Below are 15,861 nucleotides of genomic sequence, written 5' to 3'. Positions count from 1 at the left end.
TGCTTGCCTGCGCGGCCTAAACCGGTTATAAAACCCCGGACGGCATGCACGGGGTTTATAGCGCAACCGGCCTCCCCAGGACAGGCCCGCCCCGGCTTCGGGCTGTGTGGGAGGGGGGGCGGTGACGGGCGGCGTCACAGGCACCCCGCGGCAATTTCCCCCCGCGGCCGGATGGAGTGAAAGGCAAAGTGTGACACGCCCAAAGCAGATGCTCATTCTCGGAGCCATCGCCCTGGTGCATTGGGCCGCCACCCGGGCGGTGGGCGCCTTGATCCTGCACCAGACCGCCGACCACGTTTTCGAACCCCACCTGCCCCTTGTCACCCGGCTGCTGGTGGCCGTGGCCAAGGTCCTCTATTTCCCGGTGATCAGTCTGTCGCTTTTCCCCCGGGCCTGGTTTCCGGGCGGCTGGATAGCCGTCCCGATCCTGGTCAACAGCCTGGTGTGGGCGCTGGGGCTGTGGGCGGTGGCCCGCCTCCTGCGGCGGGCATGCCGCCGGCCGCAGCGATGACCGCCGTGACGGCTGCCCGCGAAGAGATCGCGGCGCCGGCAGGGGCGCCGCGGCAGATCACCATCGGCGTGCGGGCTCTGGTGGCGCACGGGTTGCGCACGGGTGACCTGGAAGCCGGATTCCTGGGTAGCGCCCGACCGCTGGAGGCCATCCGCGCCCATCAGCGCATTCAGCGTTCGCGACCCACCGGTTATGCCCCGGAGGTGGCGGTCAGCCACCGGGTCGATGCCAGCGGGTTTCGCCTTCAGGTCACCGGCCGAATCGATGGGGTTTACCAGGAGGGCGGCCGGAGCGTGGTGGAGGAGATCAAGACCACCACCGGGGATATGGACGCCGTGTTGGGGCGCGAAAACCCCCTGCACTGGGGGCAGGTCAAGGTATACGCGTTTCTCTACGCCCTGGCCCACGGGTTGAGCACCGTGGTGGTTCAACTGACCTACTGCCAGCTGGACAGCGGGGAGGTCCGCAGCATTCCCCGGCTGGCGGCCGCAGCCGAACTGCGGGTCTTTTTCGATGATCTGGTGGGCCGCTACCTGCAGTGGGCGCGCACCCTGGCCGATTGGCAGGCCCGCCGTGACGCCAGCCTGGCGGGGATCGGCTTTCCGTATGCGGATTACCGCGCGGGGCAGCGGGAGATGGCCGTGGCGGTTTACCGCGCCGTCCAAAACGGTGACCAGTTGCTGGTGGAGGCGCCCACCGGGATCGGCAAAACCATGGCGGCCCTCTTTGCGGCACTCAAGGCCCTGGCCGGGGGGCCGACCGAAAAAATTTTCTACCTCACGGCGCGCACCACGGGCCGCGCCGCGGCCGAAAAGGCCTTTGCGGTCCTGCGCCGCGGCGGGGCCTGCGTCAAATCACTGACCATCACGGCCAAGGAGAAAATCTGTTTCAACCCCGGCCGGGCCTGCAGCCCCGAGGAATGTTCATTTGCCAGCGGCTACTATGATCGCCTGAACGGCGCGATCGAAACCGCCTTCGGCCAGGACGCGTTCACCCGCGAGTTCCTGGAGACCGTCGCCACGGCCGAAAGTCTCTGTCCCTTCGAGTTTTCCCTGGATCTGTCCCGTTTTGCCGACTGCATCATCTGTGATTACAACTACGCCTTTGATCCGCGGGTTTACCTGCGGCGCTTTTTCGGTGAGGAAAACGGCGTTTACACCTTCCTGGTGGACGAGGCCCACAACCTGGTGGACCGCTCCCGCGAGATGTTTTCCGCCGAACTTCGCAAAGCGCCGCTGATGGGGCTACGGCGCAGCTTAAGCGGGCGGCTGCCGGCGGTTTTGCGCGCGTTAAACGGGGTCAACAACTGGTTCCTGGAGGCCCGCCGAAGCTGTCAGGAAGGGACCAACCCGCGTGCCGAAGAGTCCCCGCCGGCGGGCTTGCTGCCCCGGCTGCAGCGCTTTGCGGGCGCCGCCCAAAGCTGGTTGACCCAAAACACCCCGGCCCCCTTCCGCCAGGAGATGCTGGAGGCCTTTTTCATTGTCAGCGGTTTTCTGCGGGTGGCGGAGCGCTTCGACGCCACCTATGCCACCTGCTACGAGCGTCTGGGAACGGACGTCAAGGTTCGCCTCTTCTGCCTGGACCCCGCCCCGCAGCTGGCGGAAGCCCTTCAGCGCTGCCGCTCGGTGGTCTTCTTCTCGGCCACGCTGACGCCCGCGGGGTATTTTGAAAAGATCTTCGGCTGCCGCCGCGACGCCCGCCGCCTGCGGCTGCCGTCGCCTTTTGCCCCGCAGCATCTGGGGGTTTTCGCGACCGCCGCGGCCACCTACTATCGCCAGCGCAGCCGAACCGCACCGGCGGTGGCCCACGGCATTGAAACCCTGGTGACCCAGCGCAAAGGCAACTACCTGGTTTTTTTTCCCTCGTATGACTATCTGGAGCTCGTCCGGGGGGTCTTGAATCCGTCGCTCCCGGGGGTCGAGGTCATCTCCCAGCGCCCCGCGATGTCCGAGGCCGAGCGCGAGACCTTCCTGGAGCGCTTCGATCTCGACAACCCCGCCACCCTGGTGGGGTTGGCGGTGTTGGGCGGGGTGTTCGGCGAAGGCGTCGACCTGGTGGGCGAACGTCTCTGCGGCGTGGCGGTGGTGGGCGTGGGGCTGCCGGGGGTTTCACTTGAGCGGGAGCTGATTCGGACCTATTTTGAGTCCCGCGGCGAGCTGGGCTTTGAAAACGCCTATCTCTACCCGGGGATCAACCGTGTGCTGCAGGCGGCCGGCCGGGTGATCCGCTCCGAGGACGACCGCGGGGTGGTGGTCCTGATGGATCAGCGCTTCACCACCGCCCGCTATGCAACGTTGCTGCCCGCGGTGTGGCGCCCGCTGGCGGTCCCGGGTGCGGGGCAGCTGGCATGGGGGCTGCGGTCCTTCTGGGAGGCGAACACTTAGTGGCCCATTTGCTCACCGACACGCCGGCCCTGCAGGCCCGGATCAGCCGGGTGCTGACCCGTCAGTGCCGCCGGAGCCGTGCCTGCCTGGAAATTCCGGATGCGGGCAGCAAATCCTCGGCAGTGCTTTTCCTGCTGGGGGAGGTGGGGCGCGAGCCGTGTCTGATTCTCAATAAGCGCTCGCGGCGGGTCAAGCAGCCCGGTGATCTTTGCTGCCCGGGGGGCAGTATTTCCCCGCGCGTGGACGCCCTGGTGGGAAGACTGCTGGGGTTACCGCTCTTGCCCCTGGGCAACTGGCCGCCGTGGCGCAGCTGGCGGCGCAACGCCCCGGCCGATGCCCGGCGGCTGGCCCTGCTGCTGGCCACCAGCCTGCGCGAGAGCTTCGAGGAGATGCGGCTGAATCCTCTGGGCGTCCGGTTTCTGGGGCCCCTGCCGGCTCAGCGGCTGCTTCTCTTCCGTCGGATCATCTACCCGATGGCGGCCTGGGTTGCCGCCGGGCAGCGGTTCGTGCCCAACTGGGAGGTGGAAAAAATTGTGTCCGTCCCCCTGCGCTGCCTACTCAACCCGGCCCATTACGTGCGCTACCGATTGCAGATTTCAGCCGCGGTGGCGACCCGCTTCAGGGGACGCAGCGAGGATTTCCCCTGTTTCCTCTTCGAGGCGGCTGATGGGCGGGAGCTGCTCTGGGGGGTCACCTTCCGGGTGGTGATGGTGTTTCTGGAGCTGGTGTTCGGTTTCCAGCCGCCCGACCCGGCGCGGCTGCCGGTGATCTCGGGCCGTATCCGGCGCCATTATCTCACCGGGGGCTGAGGACATGCGGCGCAGCCTTCAGGGCCTCGGCAAAAAATAATTCCACATCTTGCTTGTCTTTTGGCCCGTCCTCGGCGTTACACCCGCCGGCACATATCCCGATATGCGCCGGCGGATGGGCCTTGATGACGAACCAAAATCCTTCGCCATATTGTTGAATTATTTCTTGCCGCGACCCTCAGACCGTCGCGGCCGTGACGCACACTCGCTCCAAAAAGGCTTCCAGCTCGGGGTAGGCCCTCTTCAAGCGGGTCAGCCGTTCGGTGGCAAAAATGTTTTCCAGGGTCGGCGGCTCCAGGGGTCGCCGGGCCCCCCGGTGGATGGATTCCATGGTGACGGCAACGGCGTAAATGGTGGTTTTGCGGATCAGTTCCTCTTCGGTGGTCTTGACGGCGCCACCCGCCTGGTGCTGGAGAATTTCCGACACGCAAACGGTTAGGAGGGGGTCCACGCCGCGGGCGTGATCAGGGCAGGTTTCCAGCTCGAAATGGCTGTCGATAAATTCGTCCGCCCGTCGCTGGAGAATGCCGAGCCATTTCTGGTCCAGGTTCTGGGGTAAGACCGCGGCCGATCCTCTGGACAGCACCTCGTTGCCGAATTCGGAGAGCAGCATGGCATCTCGCTTTCTTTGGGCTGGCGTTTCCGGCTCGGGCCGCATCAAGGACTAGTTGAAACCAGGCGATCCAGGATCAGCCCGCTGAAGCCCCTGTCAACCGGAGATTCGAAGCGCCACCCGAGCTGCACCTGGCAGCCGCGGCAAAGCGCGATGCGCCAGTGGTAGCCTGGAAACCAGCTGAACTCGTGGGAAGCCGGCCCGGCATGGCGGCATCCCGGCGCTTGGCGGAAACACCCGATTTCAAACACCAGGCCTGCGGGGTTGGCGAAAGTATGGCGGTGGCTGCCGGCCATGGCGATCCGCTCCTGGGGATGGGTGACCGGGTGGCGGCAGCTGCGGCAGATGATCGCGGCTTCAGCGTCGGCCGGATGCTGTTGCGGCTCCCCACGGGGAGCGATGCCGCCGCCGCCCTCTTTTCCATTCCCCGCAGGGATGCGCAGGTGCCGGGTGGGCCTGGAAGCCAGGGGCAGCATGAGTTCAACCGTCGATGTTGCGGTGGATCAGAAGGGCCAGCGGCACGATCACGCTTAAAAAGAAGAAGAGGCCCTCCCACGAAAACCAGGCAGCTGTCATGGGCTGCCCTTTGCGCCGGGTTTCCGAGGCCTTGGACAGAAACCCCAGGCCCGTGATCAGCCACAACACCAGAACCAGCACCACCTGTGTGATCAGATTCATACTTTGGATTTCTCAAAAGGGGCCGGGGAAGGCGATCTGCCAGCCCCGTTTCAGCGCTCCTTATAGCCCACCGGGCCGGCAGCGGTCAAGGAAGCGGCATGATTGGCACGGCACTCAGACCGTCGCGTTCGGCTTCAGCGCCCCGGGGTGGCGGGCTCTGCCGGCGCTCAGGCGGCGCGATGCACGCTATCTTCAGGCCATTGGGGCGAACCCAATGCCTGCCCGGCTGTTCGGGGCCTGAAGGTCGTCACCTGGCCCTTTCCGGAGACCAACTTTGACAGTTCCGTAAAAAAGCCAATTTCCGCGTTGCGCTGCATCTCGAAGTCGCTGCGGCGTACATAAGTACGCCTCACTCCTCGAGATTTGCGCGCCTTGAACTTGACCTTTTTACGAAACTGTCTCGTTTTTGACTTTTTACTGGTTCATCAACTTTAACTGGGCTCCCGGAGGTCCGTCGGGTGTGAGATTGGGCTACGGCGTTGCGATTTTTCTCAAACTGAGAAAAACGGTCAGATCCGTCAGCCGCCCGAGGCAGGCTTGCAGGTCGGAGCCTTGAAGCCGCCGGCGCCTGTGGCGATGCCTTTGGGGCGAATCGCGCCGGCCGACATGATCTTCTTCACCGCTTGCGACTGGCATCCGGGGCATCTGGGCGGGGGGTCGGCGGGGCTCAGAACCAGTTCTTCGAACTGACAGCAGCAGTTTTCACAGAGAAACTCATAGATGGGCATCACAGACTCCTTTTGATTTTTGACGCTCAGATAATAATTGCTTCGACCTCCAAGTCAAGGCCAAACAGGCATGCGGGGCGGTGCGGACGCGGGTGGGGTGCCGGCAGAAGACCCCCGGGAGGGCAAAATCGATGAACTGGATCGGCGTCCTCATTCTGGCGGGTCTTGCGGCCGAGTTACTGCTGAACACCCTGGCCGATTTTCTCAACTTGCGGTTGGCCGGGGCCGAAGTGCCCGCCGACTTCCGTGACGTCTACGACCCCGAGCGCTATCGCAAAGCCCAGGCCTATTTGGCCGCAAACACCCGTCTGGGGTGGGCTGTGAGGGGCTTTGATACCCTGGTCCTGCTGCTGTTCTGGTTTGGGGGCGGGTTCGGCGTGCTGGACGGCTGGGTGCGCGGCTTCGGCTGGGGCCCGATACCGACCGGGCTTGCCTTTGTGGGCGCTCTGGCCGGCTTGAAGCTGGTCCTGGGACTGCCCTTTGATCTCTATGCAACGTTTGGAATCGAGGCGCGCTTCGGTTTCAATCGTACCAGCGCCGCGGTTTTCTGGGCCGATCGGGTCAAAGGGCTCGGGCTGGCCCTGGTTCTCGGGGGGCCGCTGCTGGCGGCCCTGCTGGGTTTTTTGATTTATGCCGGGGACCATGCCTGGTGGGGCTGCTGGCTTGCCCTGAGTCTCTTCATGCTGGGGCTGCAGCTGGCTGCGCCGGCCTGGATCCTGCCGCTTTTCAACCGCTTCCAGCCCCTGCCCGAGGGGCGGCTGCGGCAGGCCATCCTGGCCTATGCCCGTGGGATCCGCTTTCCACTGGACAATATCCTGGTGATGGACGGCTCGCGCCGTTCGGGAAAATCAAACGCCTTTTTTACCGGATTGGGCCGGCACAAGCGCATCGTCTTGTTTGACACCCTGGTTAAGCGCCACAGCGTGGACGAGATGGTGGCGATCCTGGCCCACGAGATGGGGCACTTCAAAAAACGGCATATGGACCAGGCCCTGGTCATCGCGGTGGTGCATGCCGGGGTGATCTGCTACCTGCTGGCGCTTGTCCTCTCCTGCCCGGCGCTGTATGCCGCCTTTTTTCTGGAGACCCCATCGGTTCACGCCGGCCTGGTTTTTTTCGGGATTCTCTGTGGACCCCTGGAATTTCTGGTGGGGCTCCCGCTGCGGGCGCTTGCGCGCCAAAACGAACTGGCCGCCGACCGCTTCGCGGTCGCCACCACCGGCAGCAAAGAGGCCCTGGAGAGCGCCCTTAAAAAACTCTCGGCCCACAACCTGGCCAATCTCAGCCCGCACCGGTTCTATGTCTGGCTGCATTACGCGCATCCGCCGGTCACCCAGCGGATCGCGGCGATTGAAACCATCCGGGATCCCCGGCTGTTCGGTTGGGATCCCAAAACTTTCTGACGCGCCCTGCCGATCGGGCGCCTGGTAACGACCCGAGCGGCGATGGGCCGCAAAATCGAAAGCGAGGCACGAATGTCCATTCAGGCAAAACTCAAGGAGGACCTCACAGCCGCCATCAAAACCCGCGACGAGGCCCGCAAGGAAGCCCTGCGCGTGGTCCTGGGGGAATTCGGGCGGCAGGAGACGAAACAGCTCGGCGATGAGGATGTCATCAGGATTCTGAAGAAGCTGATCAAAGCGGAGCGCGAGGTGCTGGACCGCAGGGGAATGGCGGGGGATTCGGCCTTCATCACGATCCTCGCGTCCTATCTGCCGCAGATGGCTTCCGAGGAGGAAATCACTTCCTGGGTGCGGCAGAATATCGATTTTACCCAGTTCAAAAACAAGATGCAGGCCGTCGGGGCGGTCATGAAACACTTCGGTCCGCGGGCCGACGGCAGCCGTGTCAAGGCGCTCCTGCAGGGCATGTGAGGGGTGTGGGGGCACTAAAAGTGGATGGCAGGGGCTGCCGCTGTAGGTCGGCATCCACTGCCGCGGACGGGAGACGGGCCGGAATAAACGGCTTTTCCTACAGGTCAGCTGAATATTCGGGCGTTTTGTCGCCGCCGGGCAAACTGCCATCCTGATCAAAAATAGTCGATCGCCCTGGGTTTGACAAGGGCTTTCTGCTGCGGCGCTTCATCAGTCGTAGATTCGCAACAGCACCAAATAGGGGTTGGTGGTCAGGCCCGGCTGCAGACCGGCTTCGGCTGCCCGCCAGAAATCCCTTTTGGCCGCTCTTTCACCGATGGCCAGGCACGCCAGCTCCGAGGCAAAGAACTGGCCGGCGGCGGTGTCCACCAGCTGCCGCAGCCGGTTTTCGGCCATCGGCAGGTCGATTCCCTTGGCCGTCCGGAGCCTGGCTGCCGCGGGGTCGGCCTGAATCGCCGCCAGATCCTCCAGGATCCAGTCGCCGCGCAGCAGGATTTCGGCCAAATTGTCCACGTAGAGGCTGCAGAGCTCCTCCCGGAGGCCGCGGATGACGTTACTTTTAGAGAATCTTTGACCCTCGTCGGGCCGCATCAGGGTGGGCTGCTTGATGCGGGCCGCCAGGTTGTCGCAGGCATTGACGGCCACCGTCAGCTGGAGGTCGAGGGCCTCCAGAAGCGCACGCGCCTCCTCGGCGGCTTGGGCGACGCGCTGCCCGAGGTCGGCGGTGCTTGGGTCGTCGGGAAGCTGGCGGGCCAGGGCGCCAAGGGCTCTTGCAAGATCCGCGACGCTGCCTGCGGCCCCGTCCAGGTATTCGATGTGGGTCGTGCACAGCTGAGCCCGCAAGCGTGAAATCCGCTGACTTTCACTTTCGGCCGCCGCAGCGGCCGCAACGGCCAGGAAGGCTGCAGCGATCAGACCGACGGTCGGAACAATGTGGCGAAGGGATTTCATCGGGTTCTCCTTGTTGCCGGTCAAAACTTTATGGGCCGGGAGGTGGTGCGGCTAAAGATCAACCGTCGGCGCGCCCTTGCCCACCACCGGCGGGTCTTCGATTTCAGGTGGCGGCGCTCCCCGGTACTCCTCTTTGGAGGACCGCACCATGAAGACGAAATCGCCGTTGTAGAGGATCACGCTTATCCGCGGTTCCGTGCGACTGCCCAGCTGGTTGAAGGCCTCGAGGTCCTCCGGGGTGAAGGAGAAAAAGTTGAGTCGGAAGCTCTCCCCGGCGTTGGATATTTCCGCCCAGCCGCCGCCGGGCACACTGGAGAGCATATAGCTGAAATTCTTGATCTCGCTCTTGGGGCAGTTGCGTACGATCACGATCCCGCCCGTGATTGGCTCAGCCTGCGGTTCGGCGGCGGCCACCGGGACCCAAAGGGCGCCGACGGCCAGCAGTACCCCGGCCAGACGGGCGATTCGAAACACTCTCTGCATGATCTCCTCCCTTTTCTCGGTTGCAAGGGGTGCATGCCGGCCTACAAAAAAGCCGGGCGACCTTCGTAAAGGCAACCCGGCTGTCTTGGTGGCGCAAGACCCGCGGCTTTCCGTCGCCCGATCACTCGGGGTTTGGCTTTGACGCTTTGGCGTAGTCAATTCTGGAGCAATAAGGGTGCCACCGGCCGCCTGGACGTCGGCGCGTCCCGGGGCCGTTGGGGCCGACGGCGGCCCGCCGCACGTAAGAAAGCCACCGGCCGCCGCCCCGTGGGCGCCAGATCAAGTGGCTTTGGGTAAATTCCCTCCCGCTAAATTGGGTAAAAAAGGGATGATTGTTACTTTTTTTTCATGTCTCAGGGGGTGGGGGAAGCGAGGTAAAACGGGGTGAAGGGGAAGCTGGAGGGTCCCCTGGAGCCTGCCGCTGAAGGTTTGGAGGGGCCATCGCAGACGGGCCAGAAGCAGGTGGCGGCCTTGCAGATCTGCAGGACCGCCGCGGCAGGGAGAATCAGGCGGCGCCTCAACCGGCGGCGTCGCATCACAACGGGGCCGTCGGCCGGCGACCCCGGGTTGCACGGCCGGCTCGGGTGCCCGGAGAGCAATCAGCTCGTTTCCCCGGGCAGGCGGACCACCATCACCGGGATTTGGGCGCGGCGAATCACCCGGCGGGCCGTGCTGCCCATCACGGCGTCGGCCAGGGCGCCCAGACCGCGGGTGCCCATCACGATCAGATCGAAAGGCCGTTCTTTTGCCAGCGCCAGGATTTCAGAGACCGGCTCCCCTTCACGGGTGACGATGTCGGCCTGCTCCAGCCGGCAGCCGGCCAGCTGGTCTTGGAGGTCCCGGCAGAAATTCCTGAGCCGCGTCTGGATCGTGGTGAAGGTCTCCTCCCGGCGGCGCGCCTGGATTTCCTGCCACTCGGCCTCTCCCAGCATCGCCGCCACCCGGCTGTGAATGTTGGCCGAGATTTGCTCGATGACGTGCACAGTCGTGATCTCGGCATTGAAGCGTTCGGCCAGCGCGACTGCGTAGCGGGCGGCGTAGCGGGCGTTTTCGGAGAGGTCCGTGGCGTAAAGGATCTTTTTTATTTCCGGTAACATAGCGATCTCCATGGACAGGTTCTGAGTGTCTATTGGCGGCTGGGGTTTTCTGCTCCGGCGCAATCCCGGGGCCCACCCGGTGCAACGCACCAAGCGGGCTTCTACGCCGCCGTCACGCTTCCAGGACCAGGACCAGCACCTCACGCGGGCCGTGGACCCCGAAGGCCAGGGTGAGTTCGATGTCCGCCGTTTTGGACGGACCGGAAATCAGCAGGGCATTGGTCGGCATGTTCGCCTTCCAGGTGCCGGCCGTGAGGGCGTCGGCAAAATTGCAGTAGATGTCGCGGGCGTCCACTAGGGCGATGTGAATCGGCGGCACCAGTGAAATCAGGCGCGGCTCCTCGGGGGTGGGCCACAGGATCAGGGCCCCGTTTTCGGCGATGGCGCCCAGCGTACCGGTGATGCCGGCATCTAGCTGGAACAGCTCGGACTTGAAATCCTCCACCGGCGCGGCATAGGGCACCAGTCGGGGCAGCCCCGGGTCTTCGGGGGGCCACCCGGCCGCCAGGGCTTTGCCGAGGGGCGTTGCCGGGCCGTAGAGCAGGGTCTTCAAAGCGCGCGGGCGCAGCAGATCCTGAAGCCGGGCGATCCAGCCCTCCTTCTTGACCACGTGCACCTCGCCTCTCACGGCCTCCATGAAATGCTTGAGCTGTTCGATTTTTTCCGCCTGGCAGAGCGCGGCGATCGGCAGCGCCCCGGTTTCCGGAATTTGGGCGGGTCGGTGGGCGGCGGCGAGCTTGCGCAGGATGTTTTCACGGGCGGTGTCACTCATTATCGACTCCTTGGGCGCGGGTCATGGCGTGCAGGCTGCGCCGAGCCACCCGGGGGGGCGTTCGATAGCGGCTCCAGATTTTCAGGGGGCCCAAACGGGGTGCCTTGTCCCCCAGGAGACCGGCCAGACGGGTGACGACGGCATTCAAGGCCGGGGTGCGGTTGACCTTTTCCCAGGCTTTCCAGGCCAGGGTTTCCGGGAGGTTGCGCTTGAACCCCTCACCGGGCACGCGACCGGTGGGGGTGGCGGTGTAGCTCGCGTTGCGCAGTTCGCGGATCAGACCGGGAATCGGGATCTTGACCGGGCAGACGGCCTCGCAGGCGTTGCACAGGCTGGAGGCGGTGGCCAGGACACCGGCCTCCTGCAGACCCTCCATCTGAGGGGTGAGGATTTCCCCGATGGGCCCCGGGTAGACGTGTCCGAAGGCATGACCGCCGATGCGGGTGTAGACCGGGCAGTGATTCAGGCAGGTGCCGCAGCGGATGCACTGCAGGGTCTGGCGGAATTGGGGGTCGGTCAGGATCCGCGAGCGGCCGTTGTCCAGGATGACCAGATGCACCTCCAGCGGGCCGTCCTTTTCCCCCGGCCTGCGGGGCGAGGTGATCATGTTGAAATAGGTGGTGATCAGCTGGCCGGTGGCCGAACCGGTCAGCAGGCGCAGCAGCGGCGGGACGTCGGAGAGCTTCTCGACCACCTTTTCCAGGCCCATCACGGCGATGTGAACCGGCGGGACGGTGGTGCACATCCGGCCGTTGCCCTCGTTTTCCACCAGACAAAGGGTGCCGGTCTCGGCCACCGCCATGTTGACCCCGCTGAGACCCACCTGGCCGTCGAAAAACCTCTGACGCAGGGTGCGGCGAGCGATCGCGTTGAGCTCCTCGACCTTCTCGGTGTAGGGGGTGTCGGGGATCTTTTCGTGAAACAGGCGCGCGATCTGCTCCTTGTTCTTGTGAATGGCGGGCACGATGATGTGCGATGGGGTTTCGCCGGCCAACTGGATGATGAACTCCCCCAGGTCGGTCTCGGTGACCGCGATCCCCCGGGCCTCCAGGAAGCGGTTGAGGTGCATTTCCTCGGAGACCATCGACTTGCCCTTGACCATGCGGGTGGCACCGTGGCGCTGCATGATCTCCAGCACCGTGGCGTTGGCCTCCTCGGCGGTCTCCGCCCAGTGGACCTGGATGCCGTTTGCGGTACAGCGCGCTTCCAGCTGGGCCAGCAGTTCGGGCAGTTTGGCGAGCGCCCGGGTGCGGATCGCCTGGCCGATGGCGCGCAGCTGTTCGAACTCGTCCTCGTCGGCGAAAACCAGGCGGCGCTTCTGGATCATGCTGCCCATGGCGAATTTGAAGTTCTTGCGCAGCTGCTGATCGCCTAGCGCCTGCCGGATGTTTTTGGCGAAATCAAACCCCGTGGTTTCAGCCATGGATTCTCTCCCAGATGAATTGGGCGATGTGCTGCCCGGTGACGGGCACCCGCTGGTGCTGCAGGGCACCGGTGATGTTCATCAGGCAGCCGCAGTCACCGCCGAGGACCGTGGTGGCGCCGGTCTGGCGGATGTCGGCGGCCTTGTCGGCCACCATGGCGGCCGAAATTTCCGGCTGCTTGACGGCGAAAGTCCCGCCGAAGCCGCAGCACTCGTGCTCGTTTTCGAGCTCCAGCAGGGTGACGTTCTTGAGCTGGCGGATGAGCGACTTGGAATCCTGGATCACCCCCATTTCCCGCAGGGCGTGGCAGGAGGAGTGCCAGGTGACCGTCACCGGCGCGCCGCGGTCTTCCAACCGGATTTGCAGCACGTGCACCAGAAACTCGGTCAACTCGAAGACGCGTCCGGCAAACTCCTCCGCCAGCGCCCGGTCCGAATCCTCGGCGAAAAGGGCCGGATAGTGGCGGTGCATCATGCCGGCGCAAGACCCCGAGGGCACGACGATCGGGTAGTCCTTGGGGAACAGTCGCAGCTGTTTGCGGGCCACGGCCCGGGCTTCGTCCGGAAACCCCGAGTTGTAGGCCGGCTGGCCGCAGCAGGACTGGGCCTGGGGGTAGACGACGTGCAGGCCTTCACGTTGCAGCAGGCGGATGGCCGCCATGCCCGCATCCGGATAGACCATGTCCACCAGGCAGGTTCCGAAGAAATAGACCGTTTCCGGTTTGAGGGGGTAGCTTCGCATGGCACTGCCTTTTCCGATTTGGGGTGGCCCCGGCGGTCGGCTCCGCCGGGGCAGGGTCACAGAATAGCGATGCTGGCACGGTTTTTACGGCTGGGACTGTCGCTGTGTCACCCGCCGAAGAAAAGTTGCGGCAGCCAGGTGGTCACGGTCGGGAAGACGCTCAGGACCACCATCGCCAAGAGCTGCAGCAACACGAACGGCATGATCCCCTTGTAGATGTGCGTCATGCTGTAGCTCTCCGGGGCGACGCCCTTGAAGTAGAACAGCGCGTAGCCGAAGGGCGGCGTCAGGAAGGAAGTCTGCAGATTGACGCACATCAGGATCGAAAACCACAGCGGATTGAAATCGAGTTCCATCGCGATGGGCATGAAGATCGGGACCGTGACCAGCAAAATGGCGGCCCAGTCGATGAACATGCCCATCAAAAAGACGATGGCCATCATGATCATGAGCACGATCCAGCGGTTTAGACCGCTGCCGATCAGGACATCCGCCACCACGTCGCCGCCGCCCATGCTCAGAAAAACGGTGGAGAAAAAGGTGCCGCCGATAAAGAGCATCATCACCATGGAGGTGGTTTTGAGGGTCGACTGGCAGGAGAGCTTGAGAACCTCCCAGCTGAACTTGCGGTTCAGGATGGCCAGCACCAGGGCGCCGAAAGCACCGAGTCCCGCCGCTTCGGTGGGGGTGGCCACACCGGCGAGGATGGTACCCATGACGGCCAGGATCAGTGCCAGCGGGGGAACCAGGGATTTCAGGGTCATGCCCCATTTTTGGCGGGCGGACCACCGGCTGGCCTCCACCTTGGAAATCGGGGGGCCGAGGGCGGGGTTCAGGTTGCAGCGGATGAAGATGTAAAGGAAATAAAGCCCCGCGAGGATCAGGCCCGGGAAGATGGCGCCGGCGAAAAGGTTGCCCACCGAGGTTTCCTTGAGCCCGGTCAGGCCGCCGTAGACCACCATCATGATGCTGGGGGGGATCAGGATCCCCAGGGTGCCGGCGGCGCAGATGATGCCGCTGGTCATCTCCTTCTGGTAGCCCTTACCCAGCAATGCCGGGGTCGCCAGCAGGCCCATGGCCACCACCGAGGCGCCGATGATCCCGGTGGTCGCGGCGAAAACGGTGCAGACCACGACCACCGCCAGACCCAGACCACCCTTGATGCCGCCCAGAACGATGTAGAGCGCCTCAAAGAGCGCCTCGGCCACCTTGGAGCGATCCAGCAGCTGAGCCATCAGAATGAACAGCGGGATGGCCACCAGGGTGTAGTTGTTCATCAGCCCCCAGGCGTTGTTGGCAAACAGGTCGAAGAGCCCCGGGATGTTGAAGCCGTTGTCGATCAGGCCGAAGAGGGTGGCCACTCCCGCCAGGGTGTAAGCCAGGGGATGCCCCAAGGTGATGGCGAAAATCAGGGTGGCGAACATGCCCACGGTGAGAATTTCAGGACTCATGGGTGATTACCTCGCAGCCGAAAGCGTTTTCACGTCTTTGATGAGATTGGAGATCCCCTGGAGCAGCAGAAACAGAAAGCAGGCGGCCATGACCAGCTTGATGGGGTAGATCGGCGGCGCCCAGCTGGTGGAGTTGACCTCCAGGCCCTTGAGGGAGGTGATACCGTACTTGAACGTCCAGATGGTCAGGCAGGTCATAACCGGCAGGAAAATGACCACGTTGGTGATGATCGCCAGGAGCGCCTGGGCGCGGGGCGACATGCGCGCGGTGAAAATGTCCACCCGGACATGGCCGTCCAGAACATCGGTGTAGGCATAGCCGAACATGTAGTGGAGGCCGTAGAGAAAGGTGGTGACCTCAAACCCCCAGATGGTCGGGGCATTGAAGACGTAACGCATGAAAACCTCGTAGATCACCACCGCCAGCAGCGGCAGAACCAGCAGCGAGGTGACTTCGCCCTGCCTTTTGTTGAACGTGTCGATGGCACGTGAAATCGTGGCGAACATGGGGTGGTCCTTTTGGCTTGGGTTGGGCGAAAACGGCCGCCGGGCTTGGCGCTTTACTTCCCCTGCCGCGGCCGCAGGGTTCGGGCCGCCCGTTGCGGGCGGCCCGGAGCGGCGGCCGCTTATTCGGTGATCCGGCCCGTGATGTAAGTTTCATACGGCCACGGGGTGGCGCCGCTGCGGGCGTCACGCCAGTCGGCAAAGCTCTCCAGGAAGGCTTCCTGGCTGTCGAGGACTTTTTTGACGTCGGGGTACTTGGCCTTGACCTCGTCGAGATAGGCCTTGGTGAACTTGCGGAAATCGACCAGGGTCTCGGTGTCCAGTTTGACGATCTCAATTTTTTCCTTGAACCGCCGGATCGCCTCGGCGTTGAGGCTGTTGATCCAGTTGTAGCTCCAGAGCTGGGTTTCCTTGGCGCAGATGTCGATGATCCACTTCAAATCTTCGGGCAGCTTGTCGTAGGCGTCCTTGTTGAAGAAGAGGGCGCACTGGATGCCCGGCTGGTGGACGCCCGGCTGAATGGCAAACTTGGTGATCTCATCGAAACCCATGGGGTAGTTGATGGCTGGTGAGGAGAACTCGGCCGCATCGATGACGCCGCGCTCCAGGGCCAGGTACACCTCGCCGCCGGGAAGGGGGCTGACCGAGGCACCCATGTTGTTCAAAATGTCCATGTACCAGCCCGGGGTGCGCACTCGCATGCCTTTGAAGTCCTCCATCTTGGTGGCACGCTTGTTGGAGAAAAGCCCCATTTCCTGGCCGCACTGCCCCCCGGGAAGGGCAAAGAGGTTGAATTTTCCATAGATCTCCTGCATCATCTCCAGCCCGCCCTTTTCATACA

At 63.9% G+C, this 15,861-nt stretch carries 18 protein-coding genes and 1 riboswitch; of the genes, 5 read left to right on the top strand and 13 right to left on the bottom strand.

Annotated elements, in window-relative coordinates; all coding sequences use genetic code 11:
• The first annotated feature begins 208 nt into the window (after window positions 1-208).
• From LJE63_11840 to LJE63_11830, 3 genes are read left to right on the top strand one after another with little or no spacing between them, the layout of a single operon-like run.
• Window positions 209-511, top strand: coding sequence for a hypothetical protein (locus tag LJE63_11840; GenBank protein MCG6907297.1), 303 nt, complete (start codon window positions 209-211; stop codon window positions 509-511).
• The gene (locus LJE63_11835; protein ID MCG6907296.1) at window positions 490-2,895 is read left to right on the top strand and encodes a PD-(D/E)XK nuclease family protein; all 2,406 of its coding nucleotides are present in this window, start codon (window positions 490-492) and stop codon (window positions 2,893-2,895) included. The genes LJE63_11840 and LJE63_11835 overlap by 22 nt, the downstream gene beginning before the upstream one ends.
• The gene (locus LJE63_11830; protein MCG6907295.1) at window positions 2,895-3,704 is read left to right on the top strand and encodes a CoA pyrophosphatase; all 810 of its coding nucleotides are present in this window, start codon (window positions 2,895-2,897) and stop codon (window positions 3,702-3,704) included. The genes LJE63_11835 and LJE63_11830 overlap by 1 nt, the downstream gene beginning before the upstream one ends.
• 178 nt (window positions 3,705-3,882) lie before the next feature.
• Here LJE63_11830 and LJE63_11825 read toward each other — a convergent pair whose 3' ends face one another.
• From LJE63_11825 to LJE63_11810, 4 genes are all read right to left on the bottom strand, one after another.
• Window positions 3,883-4,317: a hypothetical protein gene (locus tag LJE63_11825; protein ID MCG6907294.1), complete on the bottom strand. Its 435-nt coding sequence runs from the start codon at window positions 4,315-4,317 to the stop codon at window positions 3,883-3,885.
• Window positions 4,318-4,361: 44 nt separating this feature from the next.
• Complete coding sequence (locus LJE63_11820; protein ID MCG6907293.1) at window positions 4,362-4,793, bottom strand: hypothetical protein; 432 nt, start codon at window positions 4,791-4,793, stop codon at window positions 4,362-4,364.
• A 4-nt stretch (window positions 4,794-4,797) separates the two neighbouring features.
• The gene (locus tag LJE63_11815) at window positions 4,798-4,995 is read right to left on the bottom strand and encodes a hypothetical protein (GenBank protein ID MCG6907292.1); all 198 of its coding nucleotides are present in this window, start codon (window positions 4,993-4,995) and stop codon (window positions 4,798-4,800) included.
• Window positions 4,996-5,513: 518 nt separating this feature from the next.
• Window positions 5,514-5,723 carry a zinc ribbon domain-containing protein gene (locus LJE63_11810; protein MCG6907291.1) on the bottom strand — a complete coding sequence of 70 codons (210 nt, stop codon included), beginning with the start codon at window positions 5,721-5,723 and terminating at the stop codon, window positions 5,514-5,516.
• Window positions 5,724-5,854: 131 nt separating this feature from the next.
• Here LJE63_11810 and LJE63_11805 point away from each other — a divergent pair, with 131 nt between their 5' ends.
• Complete coding sequence (locus LJE63_11805) at window positions 5,855-7,126, top strand: M48 family metallopeptidase (GenBank protein MCG6907290.1); 1,272 nt, start codon at window positions 5,855-5,857, stop codon at window positions 7,124-7,126.
• Between the two features lie 72 nt (window positions 7,127-7,198).
• On the top strand, window positions 7,199-7,597 hold the full coding sequence (locus LJE63_11800) for a GatB/YqeY domain-containing protein (protein MCG6907289.1): 399 nt from the start codon (window positions 7,199-7,201) through the stop codon (window positions 7,595-7,597).
• 210 nt (window positions 7,598-7,807) lie between these two features.
• On the opposite strand, the gene LJE63_11795 is transcribed toward LJE63_11800, so the two are convergent.
• From LJE63_11795 to LJE63_11755, 9 genes are all read right to left on the bottom strand, one after another.
• Window positions 7,808-8,548, bottom strand: coding sequence for a hypothetical protein (locus LJE63_11795; GenBank protein ID MCG6907288.1), 741 nt, complete (start codon window positions 8,546-8,548; stop codon window positions 7,808-7,810).
• Between the two features lie 51 nt (window positions 8,549-8,599).
• Complete coding sequence (locus LJE63_11790) at window positions 8,600-9,031, bottom strand: hypothetical protein (protein ID MCG6907287.1); 432 nt, start codon at window positions 9,029-9,031, stop codon at window positions 8,600-8,602.
• A gap of 67 nt (window positions 9,032-9,098) precedes the next feature.
• A riboswitch (cyclic di-GMP riboswitch) is annotated at window positions 9,099-9,178 on the bottom strand.
• Between the two features lie 452 nt (window positions 9,179-9,630).
• Window positions 9,631-10,128 (bottom strand): universal stress protein, encoded by a 498-nt coding sequence (locus tag LJE63_11785; protein ID MCG6907286.1) that lies wholly within the window; start codon window positions 10,126-10,128, stop codon window positions 9,631-9,633.
• Between the two features lie 112 nt (window positions 10,129-10,240).
• Window positions 10,241-10,900 carry a lactate utilization protein gene (locus tag LJE63_11780; protein MCG6907285.1) on the bottom strand — a complete coding sequence of 220 codons (660 nt, stop codon included), beginning with the start codon at window positions 10,898-10,900 and terminating at the stop codon, window positions 10,241-10,243.
• Window positions 10,893-12,323 (bottom strand): iron-sulfur cluster-binding protein, encoded by a 1,431-nt coding sequence (locus LJE63_11775; protein ID MCG6907284.1) that lies wholly within the window; start codon window positions 12,321-12,323, stop codon window positions 10,893-10,895. Before LJE63_11775 ends, LJE63_11780 begins: the two co-directional genes overlap by 8 nt.
• Window positions 12,316-13,065, bottom strand: a complete 750-nt coding sequence (locus LJE63_11770; protein MCG6907283.1) for a (Fe-S)-binding protein — start codon at window positions 13,063-13,065, stop codon at window positions 12,316-12,318. The genes LJE63_11775 and LJE63_11770 overlap by 8 nt, the downstream gene beginning before the upstream one ends.
• A gap of 107 nt (window positions 13,066-13,172) precedes the next feature.
• Window positions 13,173-14,516 (bottom strand): TRAP transporter large permease subunit, encoded by a 1,344-nt coding sequence (locus LJE63_11765; protein MCG6907282.1) that lies wholly within the window; start codon window positions 14,514-14,516, stop codon window positions 13,173-13,175.
• 6 nt (window positions 14,517-14,522) lie between these two features.
• A complete protein-coding gene (locus LJE63_11760; GenBank protein ID MCG6907281.1) occupies window positions 14,523-15,023 on the bottom strand; it encodes a TRAP transporter small permease subunit in 501 nt (166 codons plus the stop codon).
• Window positions 15,024-15,142: 119 nt separating this feature from the next.
• Window positions 15,143-15,861 (bottom strand): TRAP transporter substrate-binding protein DctP (locus LJE63_11755; GenBank protein MCG6907280.1); only part of this gene is annotated, 719 nt, incomplete at its 5' end.

The sequence above is a fragment of the Desulfobacteraceae bacterium genome (assembly GCA_022340425.1).
In the GTDB taxonomy this organism is placed as follows: domain Bacteria; phylum Desulfobacterota; class Desulfobacteria; order Desulfobacterales; family JAABRJ01; genus JAABRJ01.
The sequence above is the reverse complement of the archived record's forward strand: the minus strand, read 5'-3'. Positions and strand labels throughout refer to the sequence as shown.